This is a genomic window from Paracoccus aestuarii, from assembly GCF_028553885.1.
Taxonomy (GTDB): domain Bacteria; phylum Pseudomonadota; class Alphaproteobacteria; order Rhodobacterales; family Rhodobacteraceae; genus Paracoccus; species Paracoccus aestuarii.
This window is the reverse complement of record NZ_CP067169.1, coordinates 260,992-286,933: the sequence shown is the minus strand read 5'-3', so window position 1 is coordinate 286,933 and position 25,942 is coordinate 260,992. Positions and strand designations below refer to the sequence as shown.

The window sequence follows — 25,942 nt, the reverse complement described above, 5'->3', positions numbered from 1 at the left end:
GGGATGATGAGTTATTACAACGAGATGTTCGAAGGCGACAAGGTTCGCGACCCCTATGCCCGGCTGCGGGACTGGGTCGAGACCATGCCCGACGATTTCCGCCAGATGAAGCAGGCCGAGGCCGAGGCGCTGTTCCGCCGCATCGGCATCACCTTCGCCGTCTATGGCGAGGGTGGCGACCCGGACCGGCTGATCCCCTTCGACATGATGCCCCGCGTCTTTGAACAGGCGGAGTGGCGGCGCCTGGAACGCGGCATCAAGCAGCGCGCCCGGGCGCTGAACGCCTTTCTGCGCGACGTCTATGGCCGGGGCGAGATCATCCGCGCGGGCCGCATTCCCGCGCGCCTGGTCTATCAGAACGAGGCCTATGAAAAGGCCGTGGTCGGTGTCGTGCCGCCACGCGGGGTCTATTCCCATATCATCGGCATCGACCTGGTGCGCACCGCCAAGGACGAGTTCTACGTGCTGGAGGACAATTGCCGCACGCCGTCGGGTGTCAGCTACATGCTGGAGAACCGCGAGATCATGATGCGCATGTTCCCGCAGCTGTTCCGCGGCAACAAGATCGAGCCGGTGGACCAATATCCCGAGCTGCTGCGCCGCACGCTGGAATCCGTGGCCCCCGCGAAATGCAGCGAGCGTCCGACCTGCGTGATCCTGACACCGGGCCATTTCAACAGCGCCTATTACGAACACAGCTTTCTGGCCAACCTGATGGGGGTCGAGCTGGTCGAGGGCCAAGACCTCTTCGTGGACGGCGAATTCTGCTATATGCGGACCACGACGGGCCCCAAGCGCGTGGACGTGATCTATCGCCGGATCGACGACCCCTATCTGGACCCGCTGTGTTTCCGGCCCGATTCCATGCTGGGGATTCCGGGACTGATGGATGTCTATCGCTCGGGCGGGGTCTCGATCTGTTCGGCGCCGGGCGCGGGCGTGGCAGATGACAAGGCCATCTATACCTTCGTGCCGGAAATGGTGCGCTTCTATCTGGGCGAGGAACCCATCCTGAACAACGTCCAGACCTGGACCCTGTGGAAGGATGACGATTACCGCTATGTCATGGAGAACCTGGGCGATCTGGTCGTCAAGGAGGTCCATGGCTCGGGCGGCTACGGCATGCTGGTCGGCCCCAAATCCACCAAGGAGGAGATCGAGGCCTTCCGCGCCAAGATCCAGGCCAATCCGTCGAACTACATCGCCCAGCCCACGCTGTCGCTGTCCACCTGCCCCACCTTCGTGGACGAGGGCATCGCGCCGCGCCATGTGGACCTGCGGCCCTATTGCCTCTGCGGCGACCGGATCGAGCTGGTGCCGGGGGGCCTGACCCGCGTGGCGCTGCGCGAGGGCTCGCTGGTCGTCAATTCGTCACAGGGCGGAGGTGTCAAGGACACCTGGGTCCTGTCGGAATGAGGGGGAGAAACACGATGCTCAGCCGCACCGCCTCGAACCTGTTCTGGATGGGCCGCCATCTGGAACGCGCCGAAACCGCCGCGCGCCTGCTGGATGTGGGCCAGCGCATCACGCTGATGCCCAATACCGAAACCGGCTATCAGAACGAATGGAATTCGCTGCTGCAGGCCTCCGGGACCTCGGACCTGTTTGCGCGGAAATACGGCGAGATCACCCAGGAGAAGGTCGAGGAGTTCATCTTCTTCGACCGCGACAACCCGTCATCCGTGGTGGGCTGCCTGGAAAAGGCGCGGGAATCGGGGCGCATCGTTCGCACCGCCCTGACCAGCCAGGTCTGGGACGCGCTGAACGTGGCCTATCAGGAGCTGCGCCACCTCGAACGCAAGCCCCGCGCGGCGGTGGACACGGCCTCGCTGGTGGATTTCACCACCGGCCATACCTCGACCGTGCGCGGCGCGATCAACGCGACGCAGCTGCGCAATGACGGCTGGCATTTCATGAACCTGGGATACGGGCTGGAACGCGCGGATGCGACCGCGCGGCTGCTGGACGTGAAATATTTCGTCCTGCTGCCGCGGATCGAATTCGTGGGATCGGGCCTCGACACCTATCAATGGCAGGTGATCCTGCGCGCGCTGTCGGCGCATCGGGCCTATCACTGGGCCTATGGCGGCGACATCACCGCGGGTCAGGTCGCCGATTTCCTGATCCTGAACGGGGAAAGCCCGCGCGCGCTGATCACCTCGCTCTATGAGACCGTGTGGCACCTGGAGGGGCTGGCCCGCCGCTATGGCGAGGCCGTGCCCAATGCCGCCCGGGACAAGGCGCGCGAGACGCTGGCCGCGCTGCAGGACCGCAATATCGAGATGATCTTTGACGAGGGGCTGCACGAATTCCTGTCCTGGTTCATCGGCGAGCTGTCCGAGATCTCGAACCTGGTCCACCAGGATTACCTGCAGGGGGGGGCCTGAAGCCATGAAGCTGCGCATCTCGCATCGCACCGTCTATCGTTACCAACAGCCGATCCGGAACCTGGTCCAGAGCCTGCGGCTGACCCCCTCGGTCTTCGAGGGTCAGCGCACCCATGACTGGCAGATCGACGTGACCGGGGGCATCCGCGGCCCCGGTTTCCGCGACGGCGCCGGCGACTGGATCGAGGGCTGGACCCTGCGCGGCCCCGCCGAGGAGGTCACCGTCAGCATCGAGGGCCGCGTCGACACCCGCGACACAGCGGGCGTCCTGCGCGGGCATCGGGAAATCGTGCATCCGCTGACCTATCTGCGCGACAGCCCCACCACCGCCCCCGATCCCGGGCTGCGCGATCTGGCGCAATCGGTCCAGGCCCAGGACCCGCTGGACCTGGCCCATGCCCTGTCGCGGGCCATATCGGATGCCATCGCCTTCCGCCCCGGCGTGACCCAGACCCAGACCACCGCCGCCGAGGCCCTGGCCTTGGGCGAAGGCGTCTGCCAGGACCACACCCATGCGCTGATCGCGGTGGCGCGGCTGCGCGACATGCCCGCGCGCTATGTCTCGGGCTATCTGCATTCAACCATCGACGGCGAGGCCCATGACGCCGCCCATGCCTGGGCCGAGATCCACGTCCAGGGCCTGGGCTGGGTCGGCTTTGACGCGGCGAACCGGTCCTGCCCGGATGAACGCTATGTCAGGCTGGGTTCGGGTTTCGACGCCTCGGATGCGGCGCCGATCCGCGGCGTGGCCATGGGCAGCGGGGCCGAGGACATGGATGTGCGCGTCCAGGTCGAGGAAATGGCCCAATAGAACCGGCGGCGGGGGGCGTCCACGCCCCCCGCCCCGATCTTACAGCGTGATGCGGTACTGCACGAAGCCGTCCGCGCCATCGCCCGCGGGCTCCAGCGTCAGGGCGGTGACCTGATCCGCGTAATCGGCCGCACCCGGCCCCGTGTCGAACAGCACCGTCGCCCCATCCGCGGGGGCAAAGGACCAGTTGCCGTCCGCCGCCGGGTCGATGGTGCCCTGATCGACGATATAGCGCACGATCACGTCGCGATTCGTGTCCGGCCCCTCGAAGATGATGGTGGACCCGTCCGCCCCCGGGAACGACCCGCCCCCCGTAGCGCGGTAATTGTTCGTGGCGACGATGAATTCCGCATCCATGTCGATGGGCCGGCCGTCATGTTCCAGATCGACGATGCGGTTCGCATCCGCATCCGCCAGCGTCCCGTCGGGCGCAAAGCGCGAGGGCTGGGTCAGGTCGATCCGATAGCTCACCCCGTCGATCACGTCGAAATTGTAGCTGCGGAAATCGGGGTTCAGCAGCGGCTGGTCCGCATGGCCCGGCTGGATCTGGTTGAAGGCCCCGGCGCTGCGTTCCAGCCAGTCCTTGACCTGCTGGCCGGTGATGCGCACCGCCCGGATCGTGTTGGGATAGAGATAGAGGTCCGCCACGTTGCGGATCGCGATATCGCCCGCAGGCACGTCGGTGAAGTAATCCGGCCCCCCACGGCCCCCGGCCTTGAAGGGCGCCGCCGCCGACAGGATCGGCAGGCCCTCATGTTCCGTGCCGGCCAGCATCTGTTCGATATACCAGCTCTGGGCATTGGACACGATCTGGACGGAGGGATCATCCGCCACCATCGCGAAATAGCTGTAGAGCGGCGCGCTGGTCTGGCCCACGGCGCGGCGGACGTAATCCAGCGTCTGCTGGTGATCCTCGGCGGTGGCCTCCTCGATGGCGGCGACGCTTTCGACCAGGGGCACGACGGCGTTCTCGGCGTCGCGGTCATAGATGGGGCGTGCCTCGACATCATGGCCGATGACCTGCCAGCCGTCGCCCCTGCGCTGCAGCAGCAGATCGACCAAGCCCATATGCGACCCCCAGAACCCGGCCATCACGGCGGGCTTGCCGTTGATCGTGCCCGCGGTCGCATCGACGCCCGGGTGATCCGCGTAATCGGGGCCGGGGAAGACGGCATGGGAATGGCCGGTCAGGATCACGTCGATCCCGTCGATGCCGGCCAGCGGGATGGCGGCGTTCTCCATCCCCGGCTCGTCGGTCATGCCGCCGATGCCGCTATGGGCCAGGGCGATGACCAGATCGCAGCCCTCCTCGCGCATGCGCGGGACCCAGGCTTCGGCGGATTCGACGATCTCGCGCGTGGTGACGCGGCCTTCCAGATGGGCGCGGTCCCATTGCATGATCGTGGGCGGCACGAAGCCGATGATGCCGATGCGGATCGGATGGACCTCGCCCGCGCCGTCGGTCAGCTCGCGCTCCAGGATGGCATAGGGGGGGACCAGGGTCGTGTCCCCGGTCACCGCATCGCCGCGTTCGGTGACGACATTGGCGCAGACGACCGGATAGCCGGTGCCCGCCAGGCTGGCCATCAGGAATTCCAGCCCATAGTTGAATTCGTGATTGCCCAGGCAGCCGCCGTCGAAGCCCAACGCGTTCATCGCGTCGATGATCGGATGGGTCGCGCCCTCGGGCATGCCGCGCTCATAGGCGATGTAATCGCCCATCGGGTTGCCCTGCAGGAAATCGCCATTGTCCAGCAGAATGGAATTATGTGCCTCGGCCCGCACGTCCTGGACCAGGGCCGCGGTGCGCGACAGGCCCATCGTGTCCGCCTGGCGGTCGGCATAGTAGTCATAGGGCCAGACATGCACATGCAGGTCCGTCGTCTCCATGATCCGCAGATGCGCCTGCCCCGCCTCGGCCCGGGCCGAGAACGGATGCAGCGCGACCAGCGCCAGCCCGGCCGCGCCGGATGACAGGAACCCGCGACGGGTCAGGGTGAAATGTCGTGTCATGGTGGTCATCCCTTGATATCCGATCCTGCACGATGTGCGATTTTCGCGCGCAAGGCGACCCAAAGTTTCATGACATCCTGTCCCAAGAGAGAGATTGCGGCCCGCCGCCCACGGGCCTAACGTCGCCTCTGGACTGGAACGGAAAGACCTGCCGATGACCTATTGCGTCGGACTGAAACTGGATGCGGGGCTGGTGCTGCTGTCGGATACGCGCACCAATGCGGGTCTGGACAACATATCCTGCTATCGCAAGATGTTCTTCTTCGAACGGCCCGGCGAACGGGTGATCGCGATCATGACCGCCGGATCGCTGTCGGTGACCCAGACCACCCTGGCCCGGCTGGAGGAGGCGATCGACGACGACCTGGCGGACGAGACGACGTCCATCCTGCTGGCGCCGACGATGCTGCGGGTGGCCACGATCATCGGCGACACGCTGTGCCGCACCCGGCGCGAGATCGCCGAGCAATGCCGCGATTTGCGCCAGCAGGCCTCGGCCAGCATGATCGTCGCGGGCCAGCGCAAGGGCGGCGACATGCGCCTGTTCCTGATCTATCCCGAGGGCAACTTCATCGAGGCGACCGAGGACACCCCCTTCCTGCAGATCGGCGAGCATAAATACGGCAAGCCCATCCTGGACCGCGTGGTGACCCCCGCGACCAGCCTGTCGGATGCGCAGAAGGCCGTGCTTCTGTCGATGGATTCCACGCTGCGGTCGAACCTGTCGGTGGGCATGCCGCTGGATCTGGCGGTGATCGACCGCGACAGCTGTTCGGTGACCACCCGCCGCCGCATCCTGGACGGCGACCCCGATTTCGCGCAGATGAGCGCCGCCTGGTCCGCCGCCCTGCGCGACAGCTTCGTCAAGGTCACGCTGTAACCGCACCACGAAGCGCGTTGCCGCACCCGCCCCGGCGCGGTAACAACCCCTGACGCATGCCAATCGGGGGACCCGCCATGACCGACAAGACCAGCCGCAGCCGCATCACCCCCGAGGAGGCGCTGGCCTATCACATGGAGCCGCGGCCCGGCAAATACGACATCACCCCATCCACCCCCATGACCACGCAGCGCGACCTGTCGCTGGCCTATTCGCCCGGCGTCGCGGTGCCGGTCCAGGCCATCGCCGACCGCCCCGAGACGGCATACGACTATACCACCAAGGGCAACATGGTGGCGGTGATCTCGAACGGGACGGCGATCCTGGGGATGGGGAACCTTGGCGCGCTGGCCTCGAAACCCGTGATGGAGGGCAAGGCGGTGCTGTTCAAGCGCTTCGCCGACGTGAACGCCATCGACCTGGAGCTGGACACCGAGGACGCCGACGAATTCATCAACGCCGTCAAGCTGATGGGCCCGACCTTCGGGGGCATCAACCTGGAGGACATCAAGGCGCCGGAATGCTTCATCATCGAACAGCGCCTGAAGGAGCTGATGGACATCCCGGTCTTTCACGACGACCAGCACGGCACGGCGGTGATCTGCGCCGCAGGCCTGCTGAACGCGCTGGAGCTGTCGGGCAAGCGGATCGAGGACGTGCGGATCGTGCTGAACGGCGCGGGGGCCGCCGGCATCGCCTGCCTGGAGCTGCTGAAGTCGATGGGCGCGCGGCATGACAACTGCATCATGTGCGACACCAAGGGCGTGATCTATCAGGGCCGCACCGAGGGCATGAACCAGTGGAAATCGGCCCATGCGGTCGTGACCACCGCCCGCAGCCTCGAGGAGGCGATGAAGGGCGCCGACGTCTTCCTGGGCGTCAGCGCCAAGGGCGCCGTGACCCAGGACATGGTCGCCTCCATGGCCGACAACCCGGTGATCTTCGCCATGGCGAACCCCGACCCCGAGATCACGCCCGAGGACGCCCATGCCGTCCGCCCCGACGCGATCGTGGCGACGGGCCGCAGCGATTATCCGAACCAGGTGAACAACGTCCTGGGCTTTCCCTACCTGTTCCGGGGCGCGCTGGACATCCACGCCCGCGCCATCAATGACGAGATGAAGATCGCCTGCGCCGAGGCCTTGGCGAGGCTGGCGCGCGAGGATGTGCCCGACGAGGTCGCCGTCGCCTATGGCCGCAAGCTGCAATTCGGGCGCGACTACATCATCCCGACGCCCTTCGATCCGCGGCTGATCCACGTGATCCCGCCCGCCGTCGCCAAGGCCGGAATGGATACCGGCGTCGCGCGGCGTCCGATCATCGACATGGAGGGCTATGTCCAGACGCTGAAGAACCGGATGGACCCCACGGCGGCGATCCTGCAGGGGCTGCATGCCCGCGCGCGGTCCAAGCAGGCCCGGATGATCTTTGCCGAGGGCGACGATCCCCGCGTGCTGCGCGCCGCCGTCGCTTGGCAGCGCACCGGCATGGGCCAGTCCCTGGTCGTGGGCCGCGAGGCCGAGGTCAAGGCCGAGCTGGAGGCCCTGGGTATGGGCGACGCCTTCCGCGAGATCAGCGTCGTGAACGCGGCCAACACCCGGCATTTGGACAGCTATCACGAGTTCCTCTATCAGCGCCTGCAACGGAAGGGCGTCGACCGCGAGGATGCGTTCAAGCTGGCCAATCGCGACCGCCACATCTTTGCGGCGCTGATGCTGGCGCATGGGCATGGCGACGGGTTGGTGACCGGGGCCACGCGCAAGAACGCGCCCGTGCTGGCGCAGATCGGGCAGGTCTTCGACGTGCGCCCGCAGGACGGGGCGGTGGGCATCACCGCCGTGCTGCACCGGGGCCGGATCGTGCTGATCGGCGACACGCTGGTCCATGAATGGCCCGAGGCCGAGGATCTGGCCGATATCGCCACCCGCGGCGCCGCCGTGGCCCGCGGCCTGGGGCTGGAGCCGCGCGTGGCCTTCCTGTCGTTTTCGAACTTTGGCTATCCGGTCAGCGAACGCGCGACCAAGATGGCGCAGGCGGCGCATGTCCTGGACGAACGCGGCGCCGATTTCGAATATGAGGGCGAGATGACCGTGGACGTCGCCCTGAACATGGAATCGGCCGCGCGCTATCCGTTCAGCCGCCTGACCGCGCCGGCCAATGTGTTGGTGGTGCCGGCGCGGCATTCGGCCTCGATTTCCGTGAAGCTGATGCAGGAGATGGCGGGCGCGACCGTGATCGGCCCGATCCTGACGGGGGTGGCGCGGCCGATCCAGATCTGTTCCACCAATTCGACGGTCAGCGACATCCTGAACATGGCCGCCATCGCCGCGGGCGGGATCGGCGTGCGGGGCTGATCCCGCGCGTCGATGGGTATTTGAGCAACGGAGAGGCTCAGGCGCCGCGTTCGAACTGACGCTGTCTTTCGCGGAAGCGGGCGCGGTCCTCGGGGCCGTATTCGGCGGCGCAGCGGTGGCAGCTGACGCCTTCCTCGTAATCAGGGTGGGCGCGGTCCTCGGGGGCCAGGGGGCGGCGGCAGGCATGGCAGAGACCGTGACGACCCGGCGCCAGGCCATGGGTCAGGCTGACCCGCTGGTCGAAGACGAAGCAGTCGCCCTGCCAGGCGCTGTCTTCCTCGGGGACCTCTTCCAAGTATTTCAGGATGCCGCCCTGCAAGTGATAGACCTGATCCACGCCCTGCCCGATCAGGTAGTTGGTCGATTTCTCGCAGCGGATGCCGCCGGTGCAGAACATCGCGATGCGCTTGCCCGCGAAGCGATGCGCGTTCGCCTGCCACCAGGCGGGAAAGTCGCGGAAGCTTTTCGTGCCGGGGTCGATGGCGCCTTGGAAGCTGCCGATCTGGACCTCGTAGTCGTTGCGCGTGTCGATGACGGCCACATCGGGCGCGGCGATCAGCGCGTTCCAGTCGCGCGGGGCGACGTAATGGCCGGTCCCTGCGGCGGGGTCCACGTCGGGCTGGCCCATGGTCACGATCTCGGCCTTGAGGCGGACCTTCATGCGGCCGAAGGGGGGTGCGTCTGCGGCGCTTTCCTTCCAGTCGAGGCCCGCGAAGCCGGGCCAGGCGCGGATGTGGTCCAGCACCGCCGTGATGCCCGCGCGGGGGCCGGCGATGGTGCCGTTCACGCCTTCGGGCGCCAGCAGCAGCGTGCCGCAGAGGCCTTGGGCCCGGCACAGGTCCAGGAGCGGCCCCTGCCGCGCGGCGGGGTCGGCCAGCCGCGCGAAGCGATAGAGCGCGGCGACGGTGATGGGGGGGTCGGTCAGCATGGGCGTGGCCTTATCGCGGCCACGCCCCTTGGCGCAAGATCAGAATACCAGGCCCAAGGCCAGCCCGCCCAGCAGATAGGTCATGCCCGTGATCAGCAGGATGCCCAGCATGTTCAGCACCACTCCGCCCCGCGCCATCTGCGCGATGGTCACCGTGCCGGTGCCGAAGACGATGGCATTGGGCGGCGTGCCCACCGGCAGCATGAAGGCGCAGGTCGCCGCCAGCGCCGCCGGGATCAGCAGCGTCATGGGGTCGGCCCCGATGCCCAAGGCCACGCCGCCCAGGATCGGGATGAAGGTCGCCGCCGTCGCGGTGTTCGAGGTCACCTCGGTCAGGAACATGATGATCGCCACCACGGCCGCGACCAGCAGCACCGTGGGCAGCGCGCCGAGGCCCGTCACCTGCTGGCCGAACCAGCCGTCCAGCCCCGACGCCGCCACCGCCGAGGCCAGCGACAGCCCGCCCCCGAACAGCAGCAGAACGCCCCAAGGCAGGCCGCGTTCGGCATCCTTCCATTCCAGCACCATCTGGTCGCGCCCGCGCCCGGGCAGCAGGAACATGACCAGACCCGCGCCGATGGCGATGGCCGTGTCGTCCAGCCCCCCCAGCCAGGGGGCGGCATCCTCGACGCCCGGAATGGTGATCAGAAGGCCCGGCACCACCCACAGGAAGGCCGCGCCCAGAAACACCGCCAGGACCATGCGCTCGCCTTGGCTCAGCGGGCCCAGGTCGCGGACCTGATCCTCGATCATCTGCTGGCCGCCCGGGATCTCGGGCAGGTCGAAGCGGTAGAGGACCCGCGTCATCAGCACCCAGCCCAGCAGGATGAAGACCAGCGCCAAGGGCGTGCCCAGCATCATCCATTCCAGAAAGCCGATGCGGCGGCCCAGCTCGTCCGCGGCATAGCCCGCGACGATGGCGTTGGGCGGGCTGCCCAGCAGCGTGCCCAGGCCCCCCATGGATGCCGACCAGGCGATGGCCAGCACCAGGCAGACGCCGAAGGCCTTGATGTTGGGATCCTTGACCACCTCGGAGATGGTGGCCCCGCCCTTCAGCGCCTCCTCGGCGGCGGCGCCGTCCTGGCGCGATCCGCGTTCCACCACCAGCGACAGGACCGACAGGCCGATGGGCAGCATCATCAGCGTGGTCGCGGTGTTGGACACCCACATGGACAGGAACCCCGTGGCCAGCATCATCCCCAGCACGATCCGCTTGGGCGCGACCCCCACCTTGCGCAGCGTCAGAAGCGCGATGCGGGTGTGCAGATGCCATTTCTCCATCGCGATGGCGATCAGGAAGCCGCCCAGGAACAGGAACACGATGGATGACGCATAGGGCTGGGTCGCCTGCGCCACGGTGCGGTCGGTCAGCGCCGGGATCAGCACGATGGGCAGCAGCGCGGTGGCCGAGAGCGGGATCGCCTCGGTCATCCACCAGACGGCCATCAGCGTGCCCACCGCGGCCACGATGCGTGCATCGGGCGACAGATCGGCCTGGCCGCCCAGGGCGAACCAGACCAGCGCCGCCAGCCCCAACCCCAGCAGCCTGAGGCCCCAGATCATCCGGGCGGACCGGATCGGGACCTCGTTCTCGTCATGGGGGGCGGGGTGGTGCAGGTCGTCCTTGATGCCCATCATCTCCTCCGGGTTATGGTGCAGCCTAATCCGGCGACGGCCTTAGCGCAAAGACCCCGGCGCGGCCAGAGGCCCTTGACCCCGGCCCCGCCGCCCGGCCAGATCGGGCGCGAACCGCAGGAGGCCCTATGACCCATGCCCTGATCGTCATCGACATGCAGCGCGACTTCTGCCCCGGCGGCGCGCTGGCCGTCCCCGAGGGCGACAGGATCGTGGCGCCGATCAACGCGATGATGCCCGATTACGACGCGGTCATCCTGACCCAGGACTGGCACCCGGCGGATCATTCCAGCTTTGCCGTCAACCATCCGGGCGCGCGGCCCTATGACCAGGTGCCGATGGATTACGGCCCCCAGGTCCTCTGGCCCGCCCATTGCGTGATCGGCCGGCCGGGGGCGGATTTCCACCCCGATCTGGCAGTGGACCGGGCCGAGCTGATCCTGCGCAAGGGGTTCCGGCGCGGCATCGACAGCTATTCGGCGTTTCGGGAAAACGACCGGCGGACCCAGACCGGGCTGGCCGGGTATCTGCGCGACCGGGGCGTGACCCGGGTCAGCCTGGCGGGCCTGGCGCTGGATTTCTGCGTCGCCTGGTCGGCGATCGACGCCGCCGCCCTGGGCCTTGAGGTGCGGGTCCTGCAGGATGCCTGCCGCGCCATCGACCTGGATGGCAGCCTGGAGGCCGCGCGCCGGTCCATGCGCGATGCGGGCGTGACATTGGCGTGACGCTTGCGCCGCCCGGCGCTTGCGGGCACCAAGGGCGAAATCTGCAAGGAATCCGGCCATGGTCGATATCGCCACGCGCGTCCACAACCACAAATGGAAGATCGACCCCATCGTGCGGTCGCTGATCGACACGGATTTCTACAAGCTGCTGATGTGCCAGTCCGTCTTCCGCAACAGCCCCCACACCACCGTCACCTTCAGCCTGATCAACCGGTCCCGCGACATCCGCCTGGCCGAGCTGATCGACGAGGGCGAGCTGCGCGAACAGCTGGACCATGTGCGCGGCCTGTCGCTGACCCGCGGCGAAAGCACCTGGCTGCGGGGCAACACCTTCTATGGCAAGCGCCAGATGTTCCGCCCCAACTTCATGGAATTCCTGGAGGGGCTGCGCCTGCCCCCCTATCACCTGGACAAGCGCGACGGGCAATACGAGCTGACCTTCGAAGGCCCCTGGCCCCAGGTCATGCTGTGGGAGATCCCGGCCCTGTCCATCCTGATGGAGCTTCGGTCGCGCGCCGTCCTGAAGGACATGGGCCGGTTCGAGCTGCAGGTCCTCTATGCCCGCGCCATGACCCGGCTGTGGGAAAAGATCGAGGCGCTGCGCGACCTGCCCGACCTGCGCATCGCCGATTTCGGCACGCGCCGCCGCCACAGCTTCCTGTGGCAGGACTGGGCCGTGCAGGCGATGATCGAGGGCTTGGGCGAGCGATTCACCGGCACCTCGAACTGCCTGATCGCGCAGCGCCGCGACATCGAGGCGATCGGCACCAACGCGCATGAACTGCCGATGGTCCGCGCGGCCTTGGCCGATGGCGACGCGGCCCTGCGCCGCGCGCCCTATGACGTGCTGGCCGATTGGCACGAGGAACACGAGGGCAACCTGCGCGTGATCCTGCCCGACACCTACGGCACCGAGGGATTCCTGGCGGGGGCGCCCGACTGGCTGGCGGGCTGGACCGGCATCCGCATCGACAGCGGCGATCCCGCCACCGGGGCCGAGACCGCCATCCGCTGGTGGCGGGACCGGGGCGAGGATCCGCGCGACAAGCTGATCATCTTCTCGGACGGGCTGGACGTGGACCGCATCGCGCGGCTGCACCGCCAGTTCCATGGCCGGGTCCGGGTCAGCTTTGGCTGGGGGACGCTGCTGACCAACGATTTCCGCGGGCTGGTGCCGGGCGACGGGCTGGCGCCCTTCAGCCTGGTCTGCAAGGCGGTGGCGGCGGATGGCCGCCCGACGGTCAAGCTGTCGGACAACCCCGCCAAGGCCACCGGCCCCGCATCCGAGATCGCCCGCTACAAGCGCGTCTTCGGCATCGGCGCCCAAGAGGCCCAGCCCGTCACGGTCTGACCCCGCTAGACCCCCGCCGCCCAGAGGATCATGAGGCAGGTCACCGCCCCCAGCCCCGCCGTGACCGGCAGGGTGACCAGCCAGGCAGCGGTGATGGTCAGGACATGGCTGCGCCGGACCAGGATGCGGCGGCGGGTCTCCTCGGCGGGCAAGGCCTCGGCCCGGCGGCCGCGGCGGCGGTCCAGCCATTCGCGCCCGAAGCCCACGCCGAAGACGCCGCCCACCGCCACATGCGTGGTCGAGACCGGCAGGCCCAGCCCCGATGCCGTCAGCACCGTGACCGCCGTGGCCAGCGACACGCAGAAGGCCCGCCCCGCATTCAGCCGGGTGATGCCACTGCCGACCATGCCCACCAGCCGGCGCCCGAACAGCAGCGTCCCCAGCCCGATGGCCAGCCCCCCCGCGACCAGGATCGCCATGGGCACAGCCCCCGCATCGCCGCGCCCCATCCCGCCCTGCAGCACGACCGACAGCGGCCCCGCGATGTTGCCCACGTCATTCGCGCCATGGGCAAAGCCCAGGATCACCACCGCCATCAGCAGGGCCGGGCGCAGCAGGCGCTTGGTGCCGGGCTTGTCGGGGCTGCGCGCCAATTCGTCCTGGACGCGGGCGCGGGTCAGCATCCAGCCGCCGAGGCCCAGCACCGCCGCCAGCGCCAGCTGCGGCGGCGCGCCGATCCGCCGGTCCAGCAGCAGCATCACATAGGCCGCGAACAGCCCCGTCATCAGCCCCACCAGCGCCGGCAGCCAGACCAGCGCCGCGGCACCCCGATCGGGCGCCTCGACCACCTTCAGGCGCAGCAGGATCAGCAGCCCCGCCGCCAGCCCCGCCGCCAGGATCGGCGTCGCCACCCAGACCGAGGCGATCATCGCCACCGTCCCCCAAGCCACGCCGCCCATGCCCAGAACCACCGATCCCGCCCCGGCGATGCCGCCCACGATGGAATGCGAGGTGCTGACCGGCAGGCCGATCCCGGTCGCCAAGGTGATCCAGACCGCCGCCCCGATCAGGGCAGCCACCATCACCATCGGGCCGCGGACCGACCCCTCCAGCGGGGCCAGCTGGACGATGCCGCGGGCCAGCCGTTCGGACACGGCACCCCCGGCCAGCACCGCCAGCAGCGCGCCGACCAGCGCCAGAACCCCCATGCCCAGCCGCCAGACCGGGCGGAAGGCATGCATCTGGGCCTGCTCAGCATGGCCGATGCGCCCCAGGTCCTTGTCCAAAATGCGGAATTTCTGGCCGCGCGTCATCCGGCGCGCTCAGCGACCGTCAAGCCGGGCCAGGATACGGCGCAGGCCGGGCTCGTCCACATGCTGCGCGGCCTTGGCGGGCGCGAACCATTGACGGCGGCGCTGCGATTGCTCGGGGAAATCGTCGCTGAGCGCGGTGACCTCCAGCAGGAAGACGCGCATCTCGACCGGGATGGCGAAGCCCTCGTCCTGGCCCTTGTCATAGCGATAGCGGCCCAGCTCGGTCGGGTGGACACGGCCGCGGACGCCAGCCTCCTCCCAAGCCTCCTGGGCGGCGGCGCCGGGCAGGGTGCGCCCCTCCATCGGCCAGCCCTTGGGAATGACCCATCGCCCCGTCCCGCGGCTGGTGATCAGCAGCACCCGGCCCGTGGCCGGATCGCGGCAGACCGCGCCCACCTGCATCGAGGCCGGGCGTCGTCCCAACAGCATGTCGAAGGACCGCAGGATCATGTTCATTCGTCGTCGTCCACCTTTCCACGCAGGGATTTCACGCCGCCGCGAATCGCCTTGGCCTTGAGCCGCCGCCGCTGGCTGCCCAAGGTCGGCCGTGTCGCGACACGCCGTTTAGGCGTAACGAGCGCCTGGCGGATCAGTTCCACCAGACGGTCGCGCGCCAATTCGCGGTTGCGGGCCTGGCTGCGGGTCTCCTGCGACAGGATCAGGATCGCCCCGTCCTGGGTCCAGCGCCGCCCGGCCAGCCGCCGCAGCCGCCGCTTGACCCCGTCCGACAGGCCGGGGGACCGTTCCGCCTCGAACCGCAGCTCCACCGCCGTCTCGACCTTGTTCACGTTCTGCCCGCCCGGTCCCTGAGACCGGGTGAACTGTTCGGACAGTTCCCATTCCTGGATGGTGATGGCGTCGGTGACATGCAGCATGGCCCCAAGATAGGATGCGTCCCGACCCCAGTTAAAGCGCAATACCGTTAATCGGGCGTGAATCGGCGTCGAAAATCACCCGATCACGCGACTTTGCCCCTGTTCGGGCCAATGCGCGAAGGGCAGGACGGCGCCCTCCCTCCGGCTGAGGGTCACGCGGCCCAGGTCGACCTCGGCCCGCAGCCAGCCGGGTTCGTCCATCGCGCCTTGGGCGATGATGCCGGTCTCGGGCCAGAACCCGTCCGGCGGGCCATAGATCGCCGCCCGTCCGCGGTTCTCGTCCAGGGCGGGCAGCCAGTCGCATGCCCCCACGGTGGGGGCATGCACGACGACGCATTGGCTTTCCAGCGCGCGGGCCATGGCGCCGATCCGGACCCGGTGAAACCCCGCCACCGTATCCGTGCAGCTGGGCACCAGCAGGATCTGCGCCCCCGCCTCGGCCAGGGCGCGGCCCAGCAGGGGGAATTCGCTGTCATAGCAGATCAGCACCCCCATCCGCCCCAGATCCGTGTCGAAGATCCGCAGCCCCGGCGCGCCGGTCACGTCCCATTCCTCGCGTTCGAAGCGGGTCATGATCTGCTTGTCCTGATGCCCGATCACGCCGCCGGGACCATAGAGCACCGCCCGGTTCACCGGCCGCGCGCCCTCGAAGACCGGCCCCGAGGCGCCCAGGATGTGACAGCCGTGCCGGGCCGCCAGTTCGGCATGCAGGGCCCGGACCGCGGGCGCGTGGCGGGCGACCTCGTGCAGGCCCGCCTTCAGATCGCCCGCCACCGCGCGACCGCCCAGCGATGCCAGTTCCATCGCGCCGTATTCGGGAAAGACCAGCAGATCGGCCCCGGCCCCCTCGACCCAACGGGTCAGCTTGTCGGCATAGGCGTCGAATGTGTCGAACCAGTCGATCGGATAGGCGGCAGAGGCGATCTTCACAGCGGTCTCATCCAGAATTGCAGGGATTTGTCGGTCTCGGCGGGCTGGCCCATGTCCTTCCACGCGAATTGCGCCACGACGCCCGGCAGGGGCGCGTAACCGCGCCGGGTCCAGAACCCGTCCAGTGGGCGGTAACCGGCGGGCCGCAGCGGGTGGTCATCGGGCCGGATGACGCTGCAGAAGGCCGACCAGCGGGCCCCCAGGGCGCGGGCGTGATCCTCGCGCGCGTCGAAGAAGGCATGGCCCAGCCCCCTGCCCCGATAGTCCGGCAGCAGCACCGATTCGGCGCAATAGAAGATCTGGGACAAGGGCTCCGGCCGGTCGGACCAGGCGGCGGCGAAATCGGCGGCGTGATCGGCCATGGGCGCGCCCGTCGCCGCCCCCACGATGCGGTCGCCGTCCATCGCCGCCACCACCACCGCGCCCGGCGACTGATAGGCCCGCAGATAGTCACGCTCGTAATCCTGGTCCCCGTCATAGAGATAGGGCCAGTCGCGGAACACCGCGATGCGCAGCCGGGCCACGTCGTCCAGGGCCCGCGCCAGCGCATCTCCCGTCAGGACCCGGACCGTGACGCTCATGCGCCGACCTGCGCCATCCAGTCGGCCAGGTTGTAATAGGTGGTCACCCGCGCGATGCGCCCGTCGCGGATGGTGAAGAACGCCCCCGCAGGCAGGCGATAGGTCTGGCCGCGGGCCTCGGGCAGGCCGGGATCGGTCTTCAGATAGGTGCCGTTCACCACGAATTCCGCCGCCGCCCGGTCGCCCGCCTCATTGGCCATGATGACCATGTCGGTCAGGTTCTCCCGATAGCATTCGGTCATATGGGCGTTGAATTCGGCGAATTTGGCGCGGCCGTGGCGGATCCTGCCCTCGTTCACGTGATGTTCGACATCGTCATGCAGCAAGGCCAGCATGTCGTCGCTGCGTCCGGCATTGAAGGCATCGTAATAGGCGGCGATCAGGTCGGTGGCGGTCATCGGTCTCTCCTCGGTCTTTGGCGGAATCTAGCGCGCGCGGCGCGCCCCGTCACCTGATCCCTAGGTCCGAGGGAACCCGACCCCGACCGCCAGCCTTGAAAAACCGCATGAACCTGTTAGCGCTGATGCAAACAGGACCCGGAGGGACGACATGGACAACCGCGATCAGCTCGGCAGACGCGAGATCACCTGCTTCAAGGCCTATGACGTGCGCGGCGAGCTGGGCAAGAACCTGGACGCGGATGTGGCCTATCGCATCGGCCGCGCCTTCGCGCAGGCGCGCGGCGCGAAACGCGTGGTCGTGGGCCGCGACAGCCGCGAGAGCAGCCCCGAGCTGGCCGCGGCCCTGATCGAGGGGCTGACCGATGGCGGCGCCGATGTGCTGGACCTGGGGCTTGCGGGCACCGAGGAGGTCTATTTCCACACCGGCAACCAGGACACCGATGGCGGGATCGAGGTCACGGCATCCCACAACCCGATCAACTATAACGGCATGAAGATCGTGGGCCGCGGCTCGGCGCCCTTGGACCCGGCGACCGAACTGCCGCCCATCGTGGATCTGGCCACCGGCGGCGATTTTGCCCCGGCCACCAAGGGCAGCGTCACCGATTTCAGCCATGCCCGCGCGGAATACGCATCCCGCATGGCCGATTTCGTCGACGTCGCGGCGCTGAAGCCGATGAAGATCCTGGTCAATGCCGGCAACGGCACCGCCGGCCCGACCTTCGACGCCATCGCCGAGGAACTGGAGCGTCGCGGCGCGCCGCTGACCTTCGTCCGCATGCACCACAATGTCGACAGCAGCTTTCCGAACGGCATCCCCAACCCGCTGCTGGATGAGAACCAGCCCCCCACCGTCGCCCGCATGAAGGAAGAGGGCGCCGATCTGGGCGTGGCTTGGGATGGCGATTTCGACCGCTGCTTCTTCTTCGACGAGACCGGCCGCTTTATTCCCGGCGAATACATCGTGGGCCTTCTGGGCGCGGCCTTCCTGGAAAAGTCGCCGGGCGAGAAGATCGTCCATGACCCCCGCGTCATCATGAACACCCGCGCCATGATCGGCGAGGCCGGGGGCAAGGCCGTGGTCAGCAAGACCGGCCACGCCTTCATCAAGCGCAAGATGCGCGATGTGGGCGCGATCTATGGCGGCGAGATGTCGGCGCATCATTATTTCCGCGATTTCTACTATTGCGACAGCGGCATGATCCCGTGGCTGCTGATGATCGAACTGCTGTCGCGCAAGGGCCAGACCTTGGCCCAGCTGCTGGAGGAGCGGATGCGCCTCTACCCGTCCTCGGGCGAGACGAATTACGTCATCGAGGACCCGGATGCGGCGATCGACCGGCTGATCGCGGCCTATGCCGACAAGGCCGACAGCCGGGACGACCTGGACGGGGTGTCGCTGAATTTCGGCAGCTGGCGGTTCAACCTGCGCAAGTCGAACACCGAACCGGTGGTGCGCCTGAACGTCGAATCCGACGGCGATGCGGCGCTGGTGCGCGACAAGCAGGCCGAACTGGCCGCCCTGCTGAAGGGGTGATGCGCGCTGGCCCCGCCCTCAGGCGGGGTCCGCAAAGCCGAAGGCGATATAGTCGCGCAGATAGGCCTGGCGCGCCGCCTGGATCAGCGTCCGGTCGCGCAGGAAATCCGGCATGGGCGCGACGGGCGGCGGCGCGGCCCCGCCGAGGCCCGCGGCTTCGGCCAAGGCGGGCAGGTCGCGGTCCAGCCGATCCTCGCGGATCAGCATGTCGGGCGTGGCCACGCGCGAGAAACCGGCGATCACCTCGGACTGGCTGGCCCAGAGCGCATGGGTCGGCAGGGTCGTCTGGCCGTTCAGGTTACGGCGCAGGAACCCCAGAAAGGCCGCGAAAAGGTCGATCTGGGCATCCCGGGACAGCTGCGGCAGCGCCTCGTCCGGCGGCAGGGCCACACGATGCACGTCCCGCATCAGCTGGCGCAGCTCGGGCGATCCGCCGTCGATCATCTGGCGGAATGCCTGCCAGGCGCGGTGCAGCGGGTGGCGCAGCACGGCAAAGCTGCGATGGCCGGGATGCTGGCGTTTCCACTGGCGCAGGCTGGTCTGGGTGAAATCGCCGCTGACCGGCCCCAGCCCCGCCATCCAGTCGCGGATCGCCTGCCCCGGCCCGCCGCGCACCGGCATGTAGATCAGCCCATGACCCGCATCCAGCGCCGAAAACCCCGGCACGGAGGGCCCGCGCCGCGGTTCGAAATTGGGCACCCGCCGCAGCATGAACGGGTCCATCCGCGCCAGATCCTCCTGCATCCGGTCGAAATTGCCGACCTTTTCGGCCAGCTCGCGCGGGTTCTGGGGGACCTGGTCGCTGGCGGGATCGACACGGGCAATGTCGGTGCGGCCCAGCCAATGCACCAGGCCGGTCATCACCTCCGGGTCGCGCAGATCCTCGTATCCCAGCCAGAAGGCGGTCTGGCCGGTGACCTGCAGCCGGTGCATCACCCGCAGCTGGAACCGTTCCACCGCCGCCACCATGGCGCGGAATTCCGGCCCGTCATAGGTGATGGTCGCGGGGATCGGGGTCTCGGTCTCGTTCAGCTTCCACTGGTTGGTCTCCCATGCCAGGCGGGTCGAGACATAGCTGTCCAGCGGGTTGCGCGTCAGCACGATCTTGGCGCAGTCCCGGTCATGCATGATCGCGTCGAAGACCCGCGGATCGTGATCGTGGAAATAGCGGAACCCCGGCAGATGCCCCGGCCGGTCGAACAGCCGGTCCAGCAGGCGCAGCGGATCGGCCTCGCGTTCCTCGCGGGTGATGCCCTGCAATTCGTCCTTGTCGGGCCAGCCCATCATGTAGGGGTTGAACGCCTCGCCAAAGCAGGTGACGCCCTTCAGGGCATTCAGCGTCGCCTCCAGCAGGTTGGAGCCGGTGCGCATCTCGGCGAAGATCACGAAGCGGCGGAAGGGGGCGGTCATTCGGCGGCGGTCCTTTCGGGTGCGAGCATTTCCAGCAGGGGAATGACACTGCTTGTGACCTGAAGACGCAATCCGGCGTTCCGCATCTTTCGCAGCAACTCTGATAACCCCTGATAGTTGGCGACCTCTGGCACACCCGACCTGATCATCAGTCCCTCCGGCAAGTGCCGAAGCGATTGCAGCAATATGTCATTGGGATACGCTAAAACGTCACCCAGCTCATGGATCTGAACCCGTGCCCGCACCCAGACTGAGCCAAGGATGTCCAGCTGTTGCAACTCGATACGCTGCAGGACGCCCGCGATTTTTCGAAGTTCTTCAAATGGCGCTGGTGAATTCAGCAAGGGCAGCATCCAGGCCCCGGTGACCACATGGATATGGGCATTGGGATCGGTCGCCATGAACCAGTTCAGCGCCTGGTTGTCGCGCGGGCTGAACTGAAAGGCCTGCATGCGGGTGGTGATGCGGATCAGCGCGGTCAGGAAACCCTGCGGGTCGCGGTCGCGGATCAGCGTGCTGGAGGAGATGGCGCCGGGCCCGATCTCCGGCCGGCCGGCGAATTCGACCATCTCGGGGCCCAGCAGATGGCCATGGACATCGGCATCGACCTGGCGCGCCAGCCAGGCCTCGAAATCCGGGAAGATGTCGGAAAAGCCCTGGAACACTGCATAGGGGGCCGAGGTCTTGCCGTTCTCGGCATCCTTGCGGGGAAAGCGGCTCTGCATATAGAGGCCGGGCCGGCCCAGCAGGCGGCGGCGCACGGTGCGGTTGATCAGCCGCTCGATCCTCTGGGGCTGGGGCGGGGCGGGGTCGGGTCGGGCCGCCACGGGGCGCGGGAAATGGGCCAGCAGCCGGTCGGCCTGCGGCCAGATCTTGCGCGCCACGAAGCAGCGCGATTCCTCCAGCATGCGGATATGGTCGTCATAGAGCTGATAGGGCCGCCCGTCATGGTCGAATTTGGCCAAGGTCAGCGAATGGCTCTCGATGCGCAGGGCGTGGCGGCGGGCCAAGGTTTGGAAATAGCTTTCATCCGGAATCCAGGACAGCCGGAAGAAACGGTCGAATTCCGCCCGGCGCGGATCGTCCAGGATGGCGCGCAGCGTGGCGGCGGTCAGGCACCACCATTGCGATCCCAGATGCGGGGTCAGCCCCTTGGGCAGGCGGCGGCGGATGCCCAGCCGGCGCTGGATCTGGGTCAGCCGGTCGAACATCCAGCGCTGACGGCGCCAGTCCAGCGGATAGAACAGGGTGAAGCGTTCCTCGTTCAGCCCGCCCACGGCCCAGCCGACCTCCAGCGCGCTGACGCTTTCGATATGGTCGCAATGCGGATCGCGCGCCAGATAGGCGGCCAGTTCGGCCACCGGCCGCAGCGGCAGGCAGGACCCCGATGCCAGATAGACATGGCTGGTATCGGGAAACCGCTCCAGCAGCAGCGCGGCCGCGTCCCGGGTCGCACGCACCAGGCTGAACCGCCCCCAATCGCAGCGATGGCGGCGCGAAAAGACCACCTGGGGCAGGTCGGCCAGCGCGGCCTTCATCCGGGTCACGGAGCCGACGGATGCCTTGGCATCGACATGGATCGCGACGCGCGCGCCCCCCGCCACCCAGATCCGCGCCATGCGGGCCGCGACATCCAGCCGGGCATGGCACAGCAGCACCACCCCCAGCCTCATGTCATCCGGCCCGACCGCCCCCGTCATGCCCAGTTCCCCCGCGAGATCAGGCCCAGGTCCTCCAACTGCCGCCAATCCTGGTATTCGCGCGATTCGCTGCACCAGATGCGCGTGCCCTCGCGCAGGCCGGCGTGATAGGCGCGGTATTCCTTGCTGTTGGAATAATGCTGGCGGCGGTCCAGCTCCTCGGCGGATTTCTCGGCGAAGGTGGACAGGAACTTGGCATGCAGCAGGCAGCCCGACGCCATCTCGCCGCCATTCTCGTCATAGACCTGGTTCAGGTGCCGCGGCAGCAGCATATGGGTCGAGCTGACATAGGCATAGCGCCAATGCCAGCGCACCAGCGGGATCTTGTTCAGCGCGGGCCCCGCCAGGGGATCGGCGGTGAAGAACTTGCGCGTGCGCGGCCCGCCCTGGATCCACAGATTGCCGAAGAAGGGGTTCTTGGCGATGGTGTAGTTCGCCGGATCGAACCAGCGGGCGATGGCGAAGGGGTCCTGGCCTTCCTCGTATCGGGTATCCTCGATATTGCCGCGCGGATACATGTCCAGCAGCATGGCGGGAAAGCTGCACCGCCCCGATGCGCCCAGCCAATCCGTCAGCGCCGCCAGCGGGCGCGAATCGCAATGCGGATAGATCAGGAATTCGTCGGGATCGACCGTCAGGCACCAATGCCCATGGCCGTATTTCATCAGCAGCCGGTTGATCCAGTCCATCCCGAACCGCGCCCGCTTGTAGCCGGCATTGGTCCACCACAAAGACACGTCGGGCTGTTCGGCCAGATAGTTCCCGCTGCCGTCATTGCTGTCATTGTTGACGAACAGAAAATGATCGACGCCCAGCTTGCGGTAGTAATCCAGGAAATAGGGCAGCCGCACCCGTTCGTTGCGCATGGTGACGAAGGCCAGGATCGCGCCGGAGCGGATCTGGGCGGTGCGGTTCACCACCGGCTTCAGCGCGCGGCGGCGGTTGAAGGCCCGCGCGATCAGGTATTGCCTCCGAGCACGGCGCTCCAGCCTCTCGCGCGCATCATCAATCCACCTACGCATCATCAACCAGCAATTCACGTTTGATGATAAAGCTATTGACCATGCTCAATGTGCTGCGCTGATTCCCCGACTCTGAGACGCAGCATTGCAGAGAGGTGTTAGCACCAGTTTAACCCGGCCCCATCAGGCCCAGATCGACCAGCTGCCGCCAGCCGCGATAGCGCAGCGATCCCGCATGGTGCAGCACCGGCCCCTCGGCCACCCGGCGGTGATAGTCGCGATAGGCGGCGGGGTCGGCGAAATGCTGGGCGCGGTCCAGCTCCTCTGTGGATTTCTCGACGATCTGGGGCAGGAACTTGCCATGCAGCAGCACCCCCGACAGGCGCGGATCGCCCGGCCCGTCATAGATCAGGTTCAGCCGCGGCGGCAGCATGGAATGGGTGGAGTTCACATAGACCTGGCGCCGCGACCAGCGCATCAGCGGCAGCTTGTTCATCGTCGGCGCCCGGCGCGGCCGGTCGGCAAAGAACACCCGGTCGCGCGGCCCGCCCTGCAGCCACAGATTCCGTCGCGGCTCCAACCGGCTGGACCGCCAGGGACCGGGATCGAACCAGGGCAGCCGCTCGGTCAGGGCCGCGCCCTCGGGCGCATCCGCCGTCCCTAAGGGCCCCGTCGGATAAAGGTCCAGCATCACCGCCCCCATGCCGGGGCGGCCATCCGCCTCCAGCCGGGCGCAGAGGCCGGGCAGGTCCAGCCGGTCATGGTCGGGATAGACCAGCAGCTCGTCCGCATCGACCGTCAGGCACCAATGACCCCGGCCATGCCGCCACAGGATCGCCCCGGCCCAGTCCAGCCCGAACCGCGCCGCGCGATAGCTGTCGGCGCAGCGCCACAGCGACACGTCGGGCTGATCGGCCAGGAAACGGTCCGATCCGTCATCGCTGGCATTGTCCACCATCAGGAAATGCGCGACGCCCAAGGCGCGGTAATGATCCAGGAAACCCGGCAGATGCGCGATCTCGTTGCGCAGGACGGTCACGGCCAGCACATCGCCCGGCCGGATCACGGCAGTGCGATCCACCACCGGGGTCAGGCGACGGCCTGCGCGGATCGCGCGCCAGATCAGCTCGCGCCGCTTCCAGCGCAGGCGATAGGCCCGCCACGCGCCGCGCAGGCTCACCGCTCGTAACGGCCCGTCTGGTGCCAGCGCCAAGCGTCGCCGATCATCTGGCGCATGGTGGACCGGTCGGGGGTCCAGCCCAGTTCCGCCTTGGCGCGGCTGCTGCCGCAGACCAGCTTGACCGCATCGCCGCCGCGCCGGGGCCCGTCGACCATCGGCACCTCGCGATTGGTGATGGCGCGGGTCGCATCCACGACCTCGCGGACGGAGAACCCGTCGCCGGTGCCCAGGCAGAAGACCCGGCTGCCCCGCCCCGCGCGCAGCCATTCCAGCCCCTTCACATGCGCATCCACCAGATCCATCACATGGACATAGTCGCGGATACAGGTGCCGTCCGGCGTGGGATAATCGGTGCCATGGATGGTCAGCGCCGCGCGCTTGCCGTCCACCGCATCCAGGATCAGCGGGATCAGATGCGTCTCGGGGCGGTGATGTTCGCCGACCTCGCCATCGGGATCGGCGCCCGCCACGTTGAAATAGCGGAAGATCACCGAACGCAGCCCGTCCGAGGCGCCGAAATCCGCCAGCATGTCCTCGATCGCGCGTTTCGATGCGCCATAGGCGTTCAGCGGCGCCTGCGGCGTGTCCTCGTCCAGCACCTCGCCGTCGCGATCGCCATAGGTCGCGCAGGTCGAGCTGAAGACGAAATCCAGACAGCCCACAGCGATCGCGGCCTCGATCAGGTTCAGGGAACCGGCGACATTGTTGCGCCAATACTTACCCGGCTCGGCCATCGCCTCGCCCACTTGCGACAGGGCCGCGAAATGCAGCACCGCCACGGGCCGGTGTTCGACAAAGGCCGCATCCAGCGCCGCGCGGTCCATCAGGTCGGCCTCGACCACGGGGCCGAATTTCACCGCATCGCGCCAGCCGGTCGAGAAATTATCCAGCGTGACCGGGGTGAACCCCGCCGCCGCCAGCGCCTTGCAGGCATGCGAGCCGATATAGCCCGCACCGCCCGTCACCAGAACCTTGTCCGACATGGCTTATTCCGCCGCGCGGCGCATCGCCATGACCTGATGCAGGTATTCGGCGAATTCGTCCTTCAGCTCGTCGCGCTCCAGCCCGAAGGCGACGGTGGCCTGCAGGAAGCCCGCCTTGGACCCGCAATCGAAACGCTGACCGCGGAAGCGCAGGCCAAAGACGTCGCGCCCGGCCTCGATCTCCTCGGCGATGGCGTCGGTCAGCTGGATCTCGCCGCCCGCGCCCTGCTTCAGCTTGTTGAGGTTCTTCATCACGGTCGGCGCCAGGATGTAGCGGCCGATCACCGCCAGGTTCGAGGGCTGCGTGCCCATGGCGGGCTTTTCGACCATGCCGCGGGCGCGTACGATGGCGCCCATATCCTCGGCAACGTCCAGAACGCCGTAGGAGGACGCCTTTTCCGGCGCGACCTCCATCGTGGCGACCATGCTGCCGCCGGTCTCGCCATAGGCCTCGATCATCTGCTGCAGGCAGGGCGGCTCGCCCTGGATGACGTCATCGGTCAGCACGACGGCGAAGGGCTCGTCCTCGTTCATCAGGCGGCGCGCGCACCAGACGGCATGGCCCAGGCCCAGGGCCTTGTGCTGGCGGATATAGGCGATGGCGCCCGAATCCATGTTGGTCGACCGCAGGATGTCCAGCAGCTTGTCCTTGCCGGATTTCTTCAGGCTGGATTCCAGCTCATGCGCGTGGTCGAAGTAATCCTCCAGCGCGCCCTTGCCGCGCGAGGTGACGAAGATGAATTCCTTGATCCCCGCCGCGCGCGCCTCGTCGATGGCGTATTGGATCAGGGGCTTGTCCACCAGGGACAGGATCTCCTTGGGAATGCTCTTAGTGGCGGGCAGGAAGCGCGTCCCCAAGCCTGCGACGGGAAAAATGGCTTTCGTGACCTTGCGACCCATGACGTATACCTCTGAATTGTTCGGCGACCCGGACGTCGCTCTGATTGGTGCGGATGCCTAAACGCATGCGCCTCGATTTCAAGGCCAGATTATTCTCTGGGCCATTCCCCGCCAAGCGATTTGCCCTAGTCGCATAAATCTTTCAT

General features: G+C 67.6%; 23 protein-coding genes. 8 read left to right on the top strand and 15 right to left on the bottom strand.

Annotation, left to right across the window (positions count from 1 at the left end; genetic code table 11):
• The first annotated feature begins 3 nt into the window (after positions 1 to 3).
• Genes JHW48_RS01405 through JHW48_RS01395 form a run of 3 tightly spaced genes read left to right on the top strand, consistent with a single transcriptional unit; the run spans position 4 to position 3,198 of the window.
• Entirely contained in the window at positions 4 to 1,416 is a 1,413-nt protein-coding gene (locus tag JHW48_RS01405) for a circularly permuted type 2 ATP-grasp protein (RefSeq protein ID WP_119885797.1), read from the top strand.
• Between the two features lie 14 nt (positions 1,417 to 1,430).
• Positions 1,431 to 2,387, top strand: a complete 957-nt coding sequence (locus tag JHW48_RS01400; protein WP_119885798.1) for an alpha-E domain-containing protein — start codon at positions 1,431 to 1,433, stop codon at positions 2,385 to 2,387.
• Positions 2,388 to 2,391: 4 nt separating this feature from the next.
• Complete coding sequence (locus JHW48_RS01395) at positions 2,392 to 3,198, top strand: transglutaminase family protein (protein ID WP_119885799.1); 807 nt, start codon at positions 2,392 to 2,394, stop codon at positions 3,196 to 3,198.
• A 39-nt stretch (positions 3,199 to 3,237) separates the two neighbouring features.
• Here JHW48_RS01395 and JHW48_RS01390 read toward each other — a convergent pair whose 3' ends face one another.
• Complete coding sequence (locus JHW48_RS01390) at positions 3,238 to 5,211, bottom strand: bifunctional 2',3'-cyclic-nucleotide 2'-phosphodiesterase/3'-nucleotidase (protein ID WP_119885809.1); 1,974 nt, start codon at positions 5,209 to 5,211, stop codon at positions 3,238 to 3,240.
• A 154-nt stretch (positions 5,212 to 5,365) separates the two neighbouring features.
• On the opposite strand from JHW48_RS01390, the gene JHW48_RS01385 reads away from it, so the two are divergent.
• Positions 5,366 to 6,091: a proteasome-type protease gene (locus JHW48_RS01385; RefSeq protein ID WP_119885800.1), complete on the top strand. Its 726-nt coding sequence runs from the start codon at positions 5,366 to 5,368 to the stop codon at positions 6,089 to 6,091.
• A gap of 77 nt (positions 6,092 to 6,168) precedes the next feature.
• A complete protein-coding gene (locus JHW48_RS01380; RefSeq protein ID WP_119885801.1) occupies positions 6,169 to 8,445 on the top strand; it encodes an NADP-dependent malic enzyme in 2,277 nt (758 codons plus the stop codon).
• 37 nt (positions 8,446 to 8,482) lie between these two features.
• Here JHW48_RS01380 and trhO read toward each other — a convergent pair whose 3' ends face one another.
• Together trhO and JHW48_RS01370 are read right to left on the bottom strand one after the other, a co-directional pair.
• Complete coding sequence (trhO, locus tag JHW48_RS01375; protein WP_119885802.1) at positions 8,483 to 9,373, bottom strand: oxygen-dependent tRNA uridine(34) hydroxylase TrhO; 891 nt, start codon at positions 9,371 to 9,373, stop codon at positions 8,483 to 8,485.
• Positions 9,374 to 9,412: 39 nt separating this feature from the next.
• Positions 9,413 to 11,011, bottom strand: a complete 1,599-nt coding sequence (locus JHW48_RS01370) for an SLC13 family permease (RefSeq protein WP_272835699.1) — start codon at positions 11,009 to 11,011, stop codon at positions 9,413 to 9,415.
• Between the two features lie 125 nt (positions 11,012 to 11,136).
• On the opposite strand from JHW48_RS01370, the gene pncA reads away from it, so the two are divergent.
• Together pncA and pncB are read left to right on the top strand one after the other, a co-directional pair.
• On the top strand, positions 11,137 to 11,733 hold the full coding sequence (gene pncA, locus JHW48_RS01365) for a bifunctional nicotinamidase/pyrazinamidase (protein WP_119885803.1): 597 nt from the start codon (positions 11,137 to 11,139) through the stop codon (positions 11,731 to 11,733).
• A gap of 58 nt (positions 11,734 to 11,791) precedes the next feature.
• Positions 11,792 to 13,084, top strand: coding sequence for a nicotinate phosphoribosyltransferase (pncB, locus tag JHW48_RS01360; protein ID WP_119885804.1), 1,293 nt, complete (start codon positions 11,792 to 11,794; stop codon positions 13,082 to 13,084).
• Positions 13,085 to 13,089: 5 nt separating this feature from the next.
• Here pncB and JHW48_RS01355 read toward each other — a convergent pair whose 3' ends face one another.
• The 6 genes from JHW48_RS01355 to JHW48_RS01330 all read right to left on the bottom strand — a co-directional run bounded on the left by JHW48_RS01355 (position 13,090) and on the right by JHW48_RS01330 (position 17,121).
• A complete protein-coding gene (locus JHW48_RS01355) occupies positions 13,090 to 14,310 on the bottom strand; it encodes an inorganic phosphate transporter (protein WP_272835697.1) in 1,221 nt (406 codons plus the stop codon).
• 36 nt (positions 14,311 to 14,346) lie between these two features.
• The gene (locus tag JHW48_RS01350; protein WP_240637970.1) at positions 14,347 to 14,793 is read right to left on the bottom strand and encodes an NUDIX hydrolase; all 447 of its coding nucleotides are present in this window, start codon (positions 14,791 to 14,793) and stop codon (positions 14,347 to 14,349) included.
• Positions 14,790 to 15,212, bottom strand: coding sequence for an alternative ribosome rescue aminoacyl-tRNA hydrolase ArfB (arfB, locus tag JHW48_RS01345; RefSeq protein ID WP_119887688.1), 423 nt, complete (start codon positions 15,210 to 15,212; stop codon positions 14,790 to 14,792). Before arfB ends, JHW48_RS01350 begins: the two co-directional genes overlap by 4 nt.
• A gap of 75 nt (positions 15,213 to 15,287) precedes the next feature.
• Complete coding sequence (locus JHW48_RS01340) at positions 15,288 to 16,142, bottom strand: carbon-nitrogen hydrolase family protein (RefSeq protein WP_119887689.1); 855 nt, start codon at positions 16,140 to 16,142, stop codon at positions 15,288 to 15,290.
• Complete coding sequence (locus tag JHW48_RS01335) at positions 16,139 to 16,723, bottom strand: GNAT family N-acetyltransferase (protein ID WP_119887690.1); 585 nt, start codon at positions 16,721 to 16,723, stop codon at positions 16,139 to 16,141. Before JHW48_RS01335 ends, JHW48_RS01340 begins: the two co-directional genes overlap by 4 nt.
• Complete coding sequence (locus JHW48_RS01330; RefSeq protein ID WP_119887691.1) at positions 16,720 to 17,121, bottom strand: ketosteroid isomerase-related protein; 402 nt, start codon at positions 17,119 to 17,121, stop codon at positions 16,720 to 16,722. Before JHW48_RS01330 ends, JHW48_RS01335 begins: the two co-directional genes overlap by 4 nt.
• 151 nt (positions 17,122 to 17,272) lie before the next feature.
• Between JHW48_RS01330 and JHW48_RS01325 the strand changes: the two genes are divergently transcribed.
• Complete coding sequence (locus tag JHW48_RS01325; RefSeq protein WP_119887692.1) at positions 17,273 to 18,661, top strand: phosphohexomutase domain-containing protein; 1,389 nt, start codon at positions 17,273 to 17,275, stop codon at positions 18,659 to 18,661.
• Between the two features lie 18 nt (positions 18,662 to 18,679).
• Here the strand turns inward: JHW48_RS01325 and JHW48_RS01320 are convergent, their stop codons facing one another.
• The 6 genes from JHW48_RS01320 to JHW48_RS01295 form a co-directional block, all read right to left on the bottom strand.
• A complete protein-coding gene (locus JHW48_RS01320; protein ID WP_119887693.1) occupies positions 18,680 to 20,071 on the bottom strand; it encodes a hypothetical protein in 1,392 nt (463 codons plus the stop codon).
• Complete coding sequence (locus JHW48_RS01315; protein WP_272835694.1) at positions 20,068 to 21,771, bottom strand: DUF5927 domain-containing protein; 1,704 nt, start codon at positions 21,769 to 21,771, stop codon at positions 20,068 to 20,070. The genes JHW48_RS01320 and JHW48_RS01315 overlap by 4 nt, the downstream gene beginning before the upstream one ends.
• A complete protein-coding gene (locus JHW48_RS01310) occupies positions 21,768 to 22,793 on the bottom strand; it encodes a glycosyltransferase family 2 protein (protein WP_119886217.1) in 1,026 nt (341 codons plus the stop codon). The genes JHW48_RS01315 and JHW48_RS01310 overlap by 4 nt, the downstream gene beginning before the upstream one ends.
• A gap of 109 nt (positions 22,794 to 22,902) precedes the next feature.
• Positions 22,903 to 23,913, bottom strand: coding sequence for a glycosyltransferase family 2 protein (locus tag JHW48_RS01305; protein ID WP_240637840.1), 1,011 nt, complete (start codon positions 23,911 to 23,913; stop codon positions 22,903 to 22,905).
• Entirely contained in the window at positions 23,910 to 24,896 is a 987-nt protein-coding gene (galE, locus tag JHW48_RS01300) for a UDP-glucose 4-epimerase GalE (RefSeq protein ID WP_119886197.1), read from the bottom strand. The genes JHW48_RS01305 and galE overlap by 4 nt, the downstream gene beginning before the upstream one ends.
• 3 nt (positions 24,897 to 24,899) lie before the next feature.
• Complete coding sequence (locus JHW48_RS01295; protein ID WP_119886198.1) at positions 24,900 to 25,796, bottom strand: UTP--glucose-1-phosphate uridylyltransferase; 897 nt, start codon at positions 25,794 to 25,796, stop codon at positions 24,900 to 24,902.
• Positions 25,797 to 25,942 lie beyond the last annotated feature (146 nt).

What these genes read in the sequence shown, in the direction of transcription:
- JHW48_RS01330 (WP_119887691.1), bottom strand. Translation starts at nt 17,121, where the DNA reads ATGACCGCCACCGACCTGATCGCCGCCTATTACGATGCCTTCAATGCC.
- JHW48_RS01310 (WP_119886217.1), bottom strand. Translation starts at nt 22,793, where the DNA reads ATGCGTAGGTGGATTGATGATGCGCGCGAGAGGCTGGAGCGCCGTGCT.
- galE (WP_119886197.1), bottom strand. Translation starts at nt 24,896, where the DNA reads ATGTCGGACAAGGTTCTGGTGACGGGCGGTGCGGGCTATATCGGCTCG.
- pncB (WP_119885804.1), top strand. Translation starts at nt 11,792, where the DNA reads ATGGTCGATATCGCCACGCGCGTCCACAACCACAAATGGAAGATCGAC.
- pncA (WP_119885803.1), top strand. Translation starts at nt 11,137, where the DNA reads ATGACCCATGCCCTGATCGTCATCGACATGCAGCGCGACTTCTGCCCC.
- JHW48_RS01380 (WP_119885801.1), top strand. Translation starts at nt 6,169, where the DNA reads ATGACCGACAAGACCAGCCGCAGCCGCATCACCCCCGAGGAGGCGCTG.
- JHW48_RS01320 (WP_119887693.1), bottom strand. Translation starts at nt 20,071, where the DNA reads ATGACCGCCCCCTTCCGCCGCTTCGTGATCTTCGCCGAGATGCGCACC.
- trhO (WP_119885802.1), bottom strand. Translation starts at nt 9,373, where the DNA reads ATGCTGACCGACCCCCCCATCACCGTCGCCGCGCTCTATCGCTTCGCG.
- arfB (WP_119887688.1), bottom strand. Translation starts at nt 15,212, where the DNA reads ATGCTGCATGTCACCGACGCCATCACCATCCAGGAATGGGAACTGTCC.
- JHW48_RS01350 (WP_240637970.1), bottom strand. Translation starts at nt 14,793, where the DNA reads ATGAACATGATCCTGCGGTCCTTCGACATGCTGTTGGGACGACGCCCG.
- JHW48_RS01325 (WP_119887692.1), top strand. Translation starts at nt 17,273, where the DNA reads ATGGACAACCGCGATCAGCTCGGCAGACGCGAGATCACCTGCTTCAAG.
- JHW48_RS01400 (WP_119885798.1), top strand. Translation starts at nt 1,431, where the DNA reads ATGCTCAGCCGCACCGCCTCGAACCTGTTCTGGATGGGCCGCCATCTG.
- JHW48_RS01315 (WP_272835694.1), bottom strand. Translation starts at nt 21,771, where the DNA reads ATGACGGGGGCGGTCGGGCCGGATGACATGAGGCTGGGGGTGGTGCTG.
- JHW48_RS01385 (WP_119885800.1), top strand. Translation starts at nt 5,366, where the DNA reads ATGACCTATTGCGTCGGACTGAAACTGGATGCGGGGCTGGTGCTGCTG.
- JHW48_RS01405 (WP_119885797.1), top strand. Translation starts at nt 4, where the DNA reads ATGATGAGTTATTACAACGAGATGTTCGAAGGCGACAAGGTTCGCGAC.
- JHW48_RS01335 (WP_119887690.1), bottom strand. Translation starts at nt 16,723, where the DNA reads ATGAGCGTCACGGTCCGGGTCCTGACGGGAGATGCGCTGGCGCGGGCC.
- JHW48_RS01395 (WP_119885799.1), top strand. Translation starts at nt 2,392, where the DNA reads ATGAAGCTGCGCATCTCGCATCGCACCGTCTATCGTTACCAACAGCCG.
- JHW48_RS01370 (WP_272835699.1), bottom strand. Translation starts at nt 11,011, where the DNA reads ATGATGGGCATCAAGGACGACCTGCACCACCCCGCCCCCCATGACGAG.
- JHW48_RS01390 (WP_119885809.1), bottom strand. Translation starts at nt 5,211, where the DNA reads ATGACACGACATTTCACCCTGACCCGTCGCGGGTTCCTGTCATCCGGC.
- JHW48_RS01295 (WP_119886198.1), bottom strand. Translation starts at nt 25,796, where the DNA reads ATGGGTCGCAAGGTCACGAAAGCCATTTTTCCCGTCGCAGGCTTGGGG.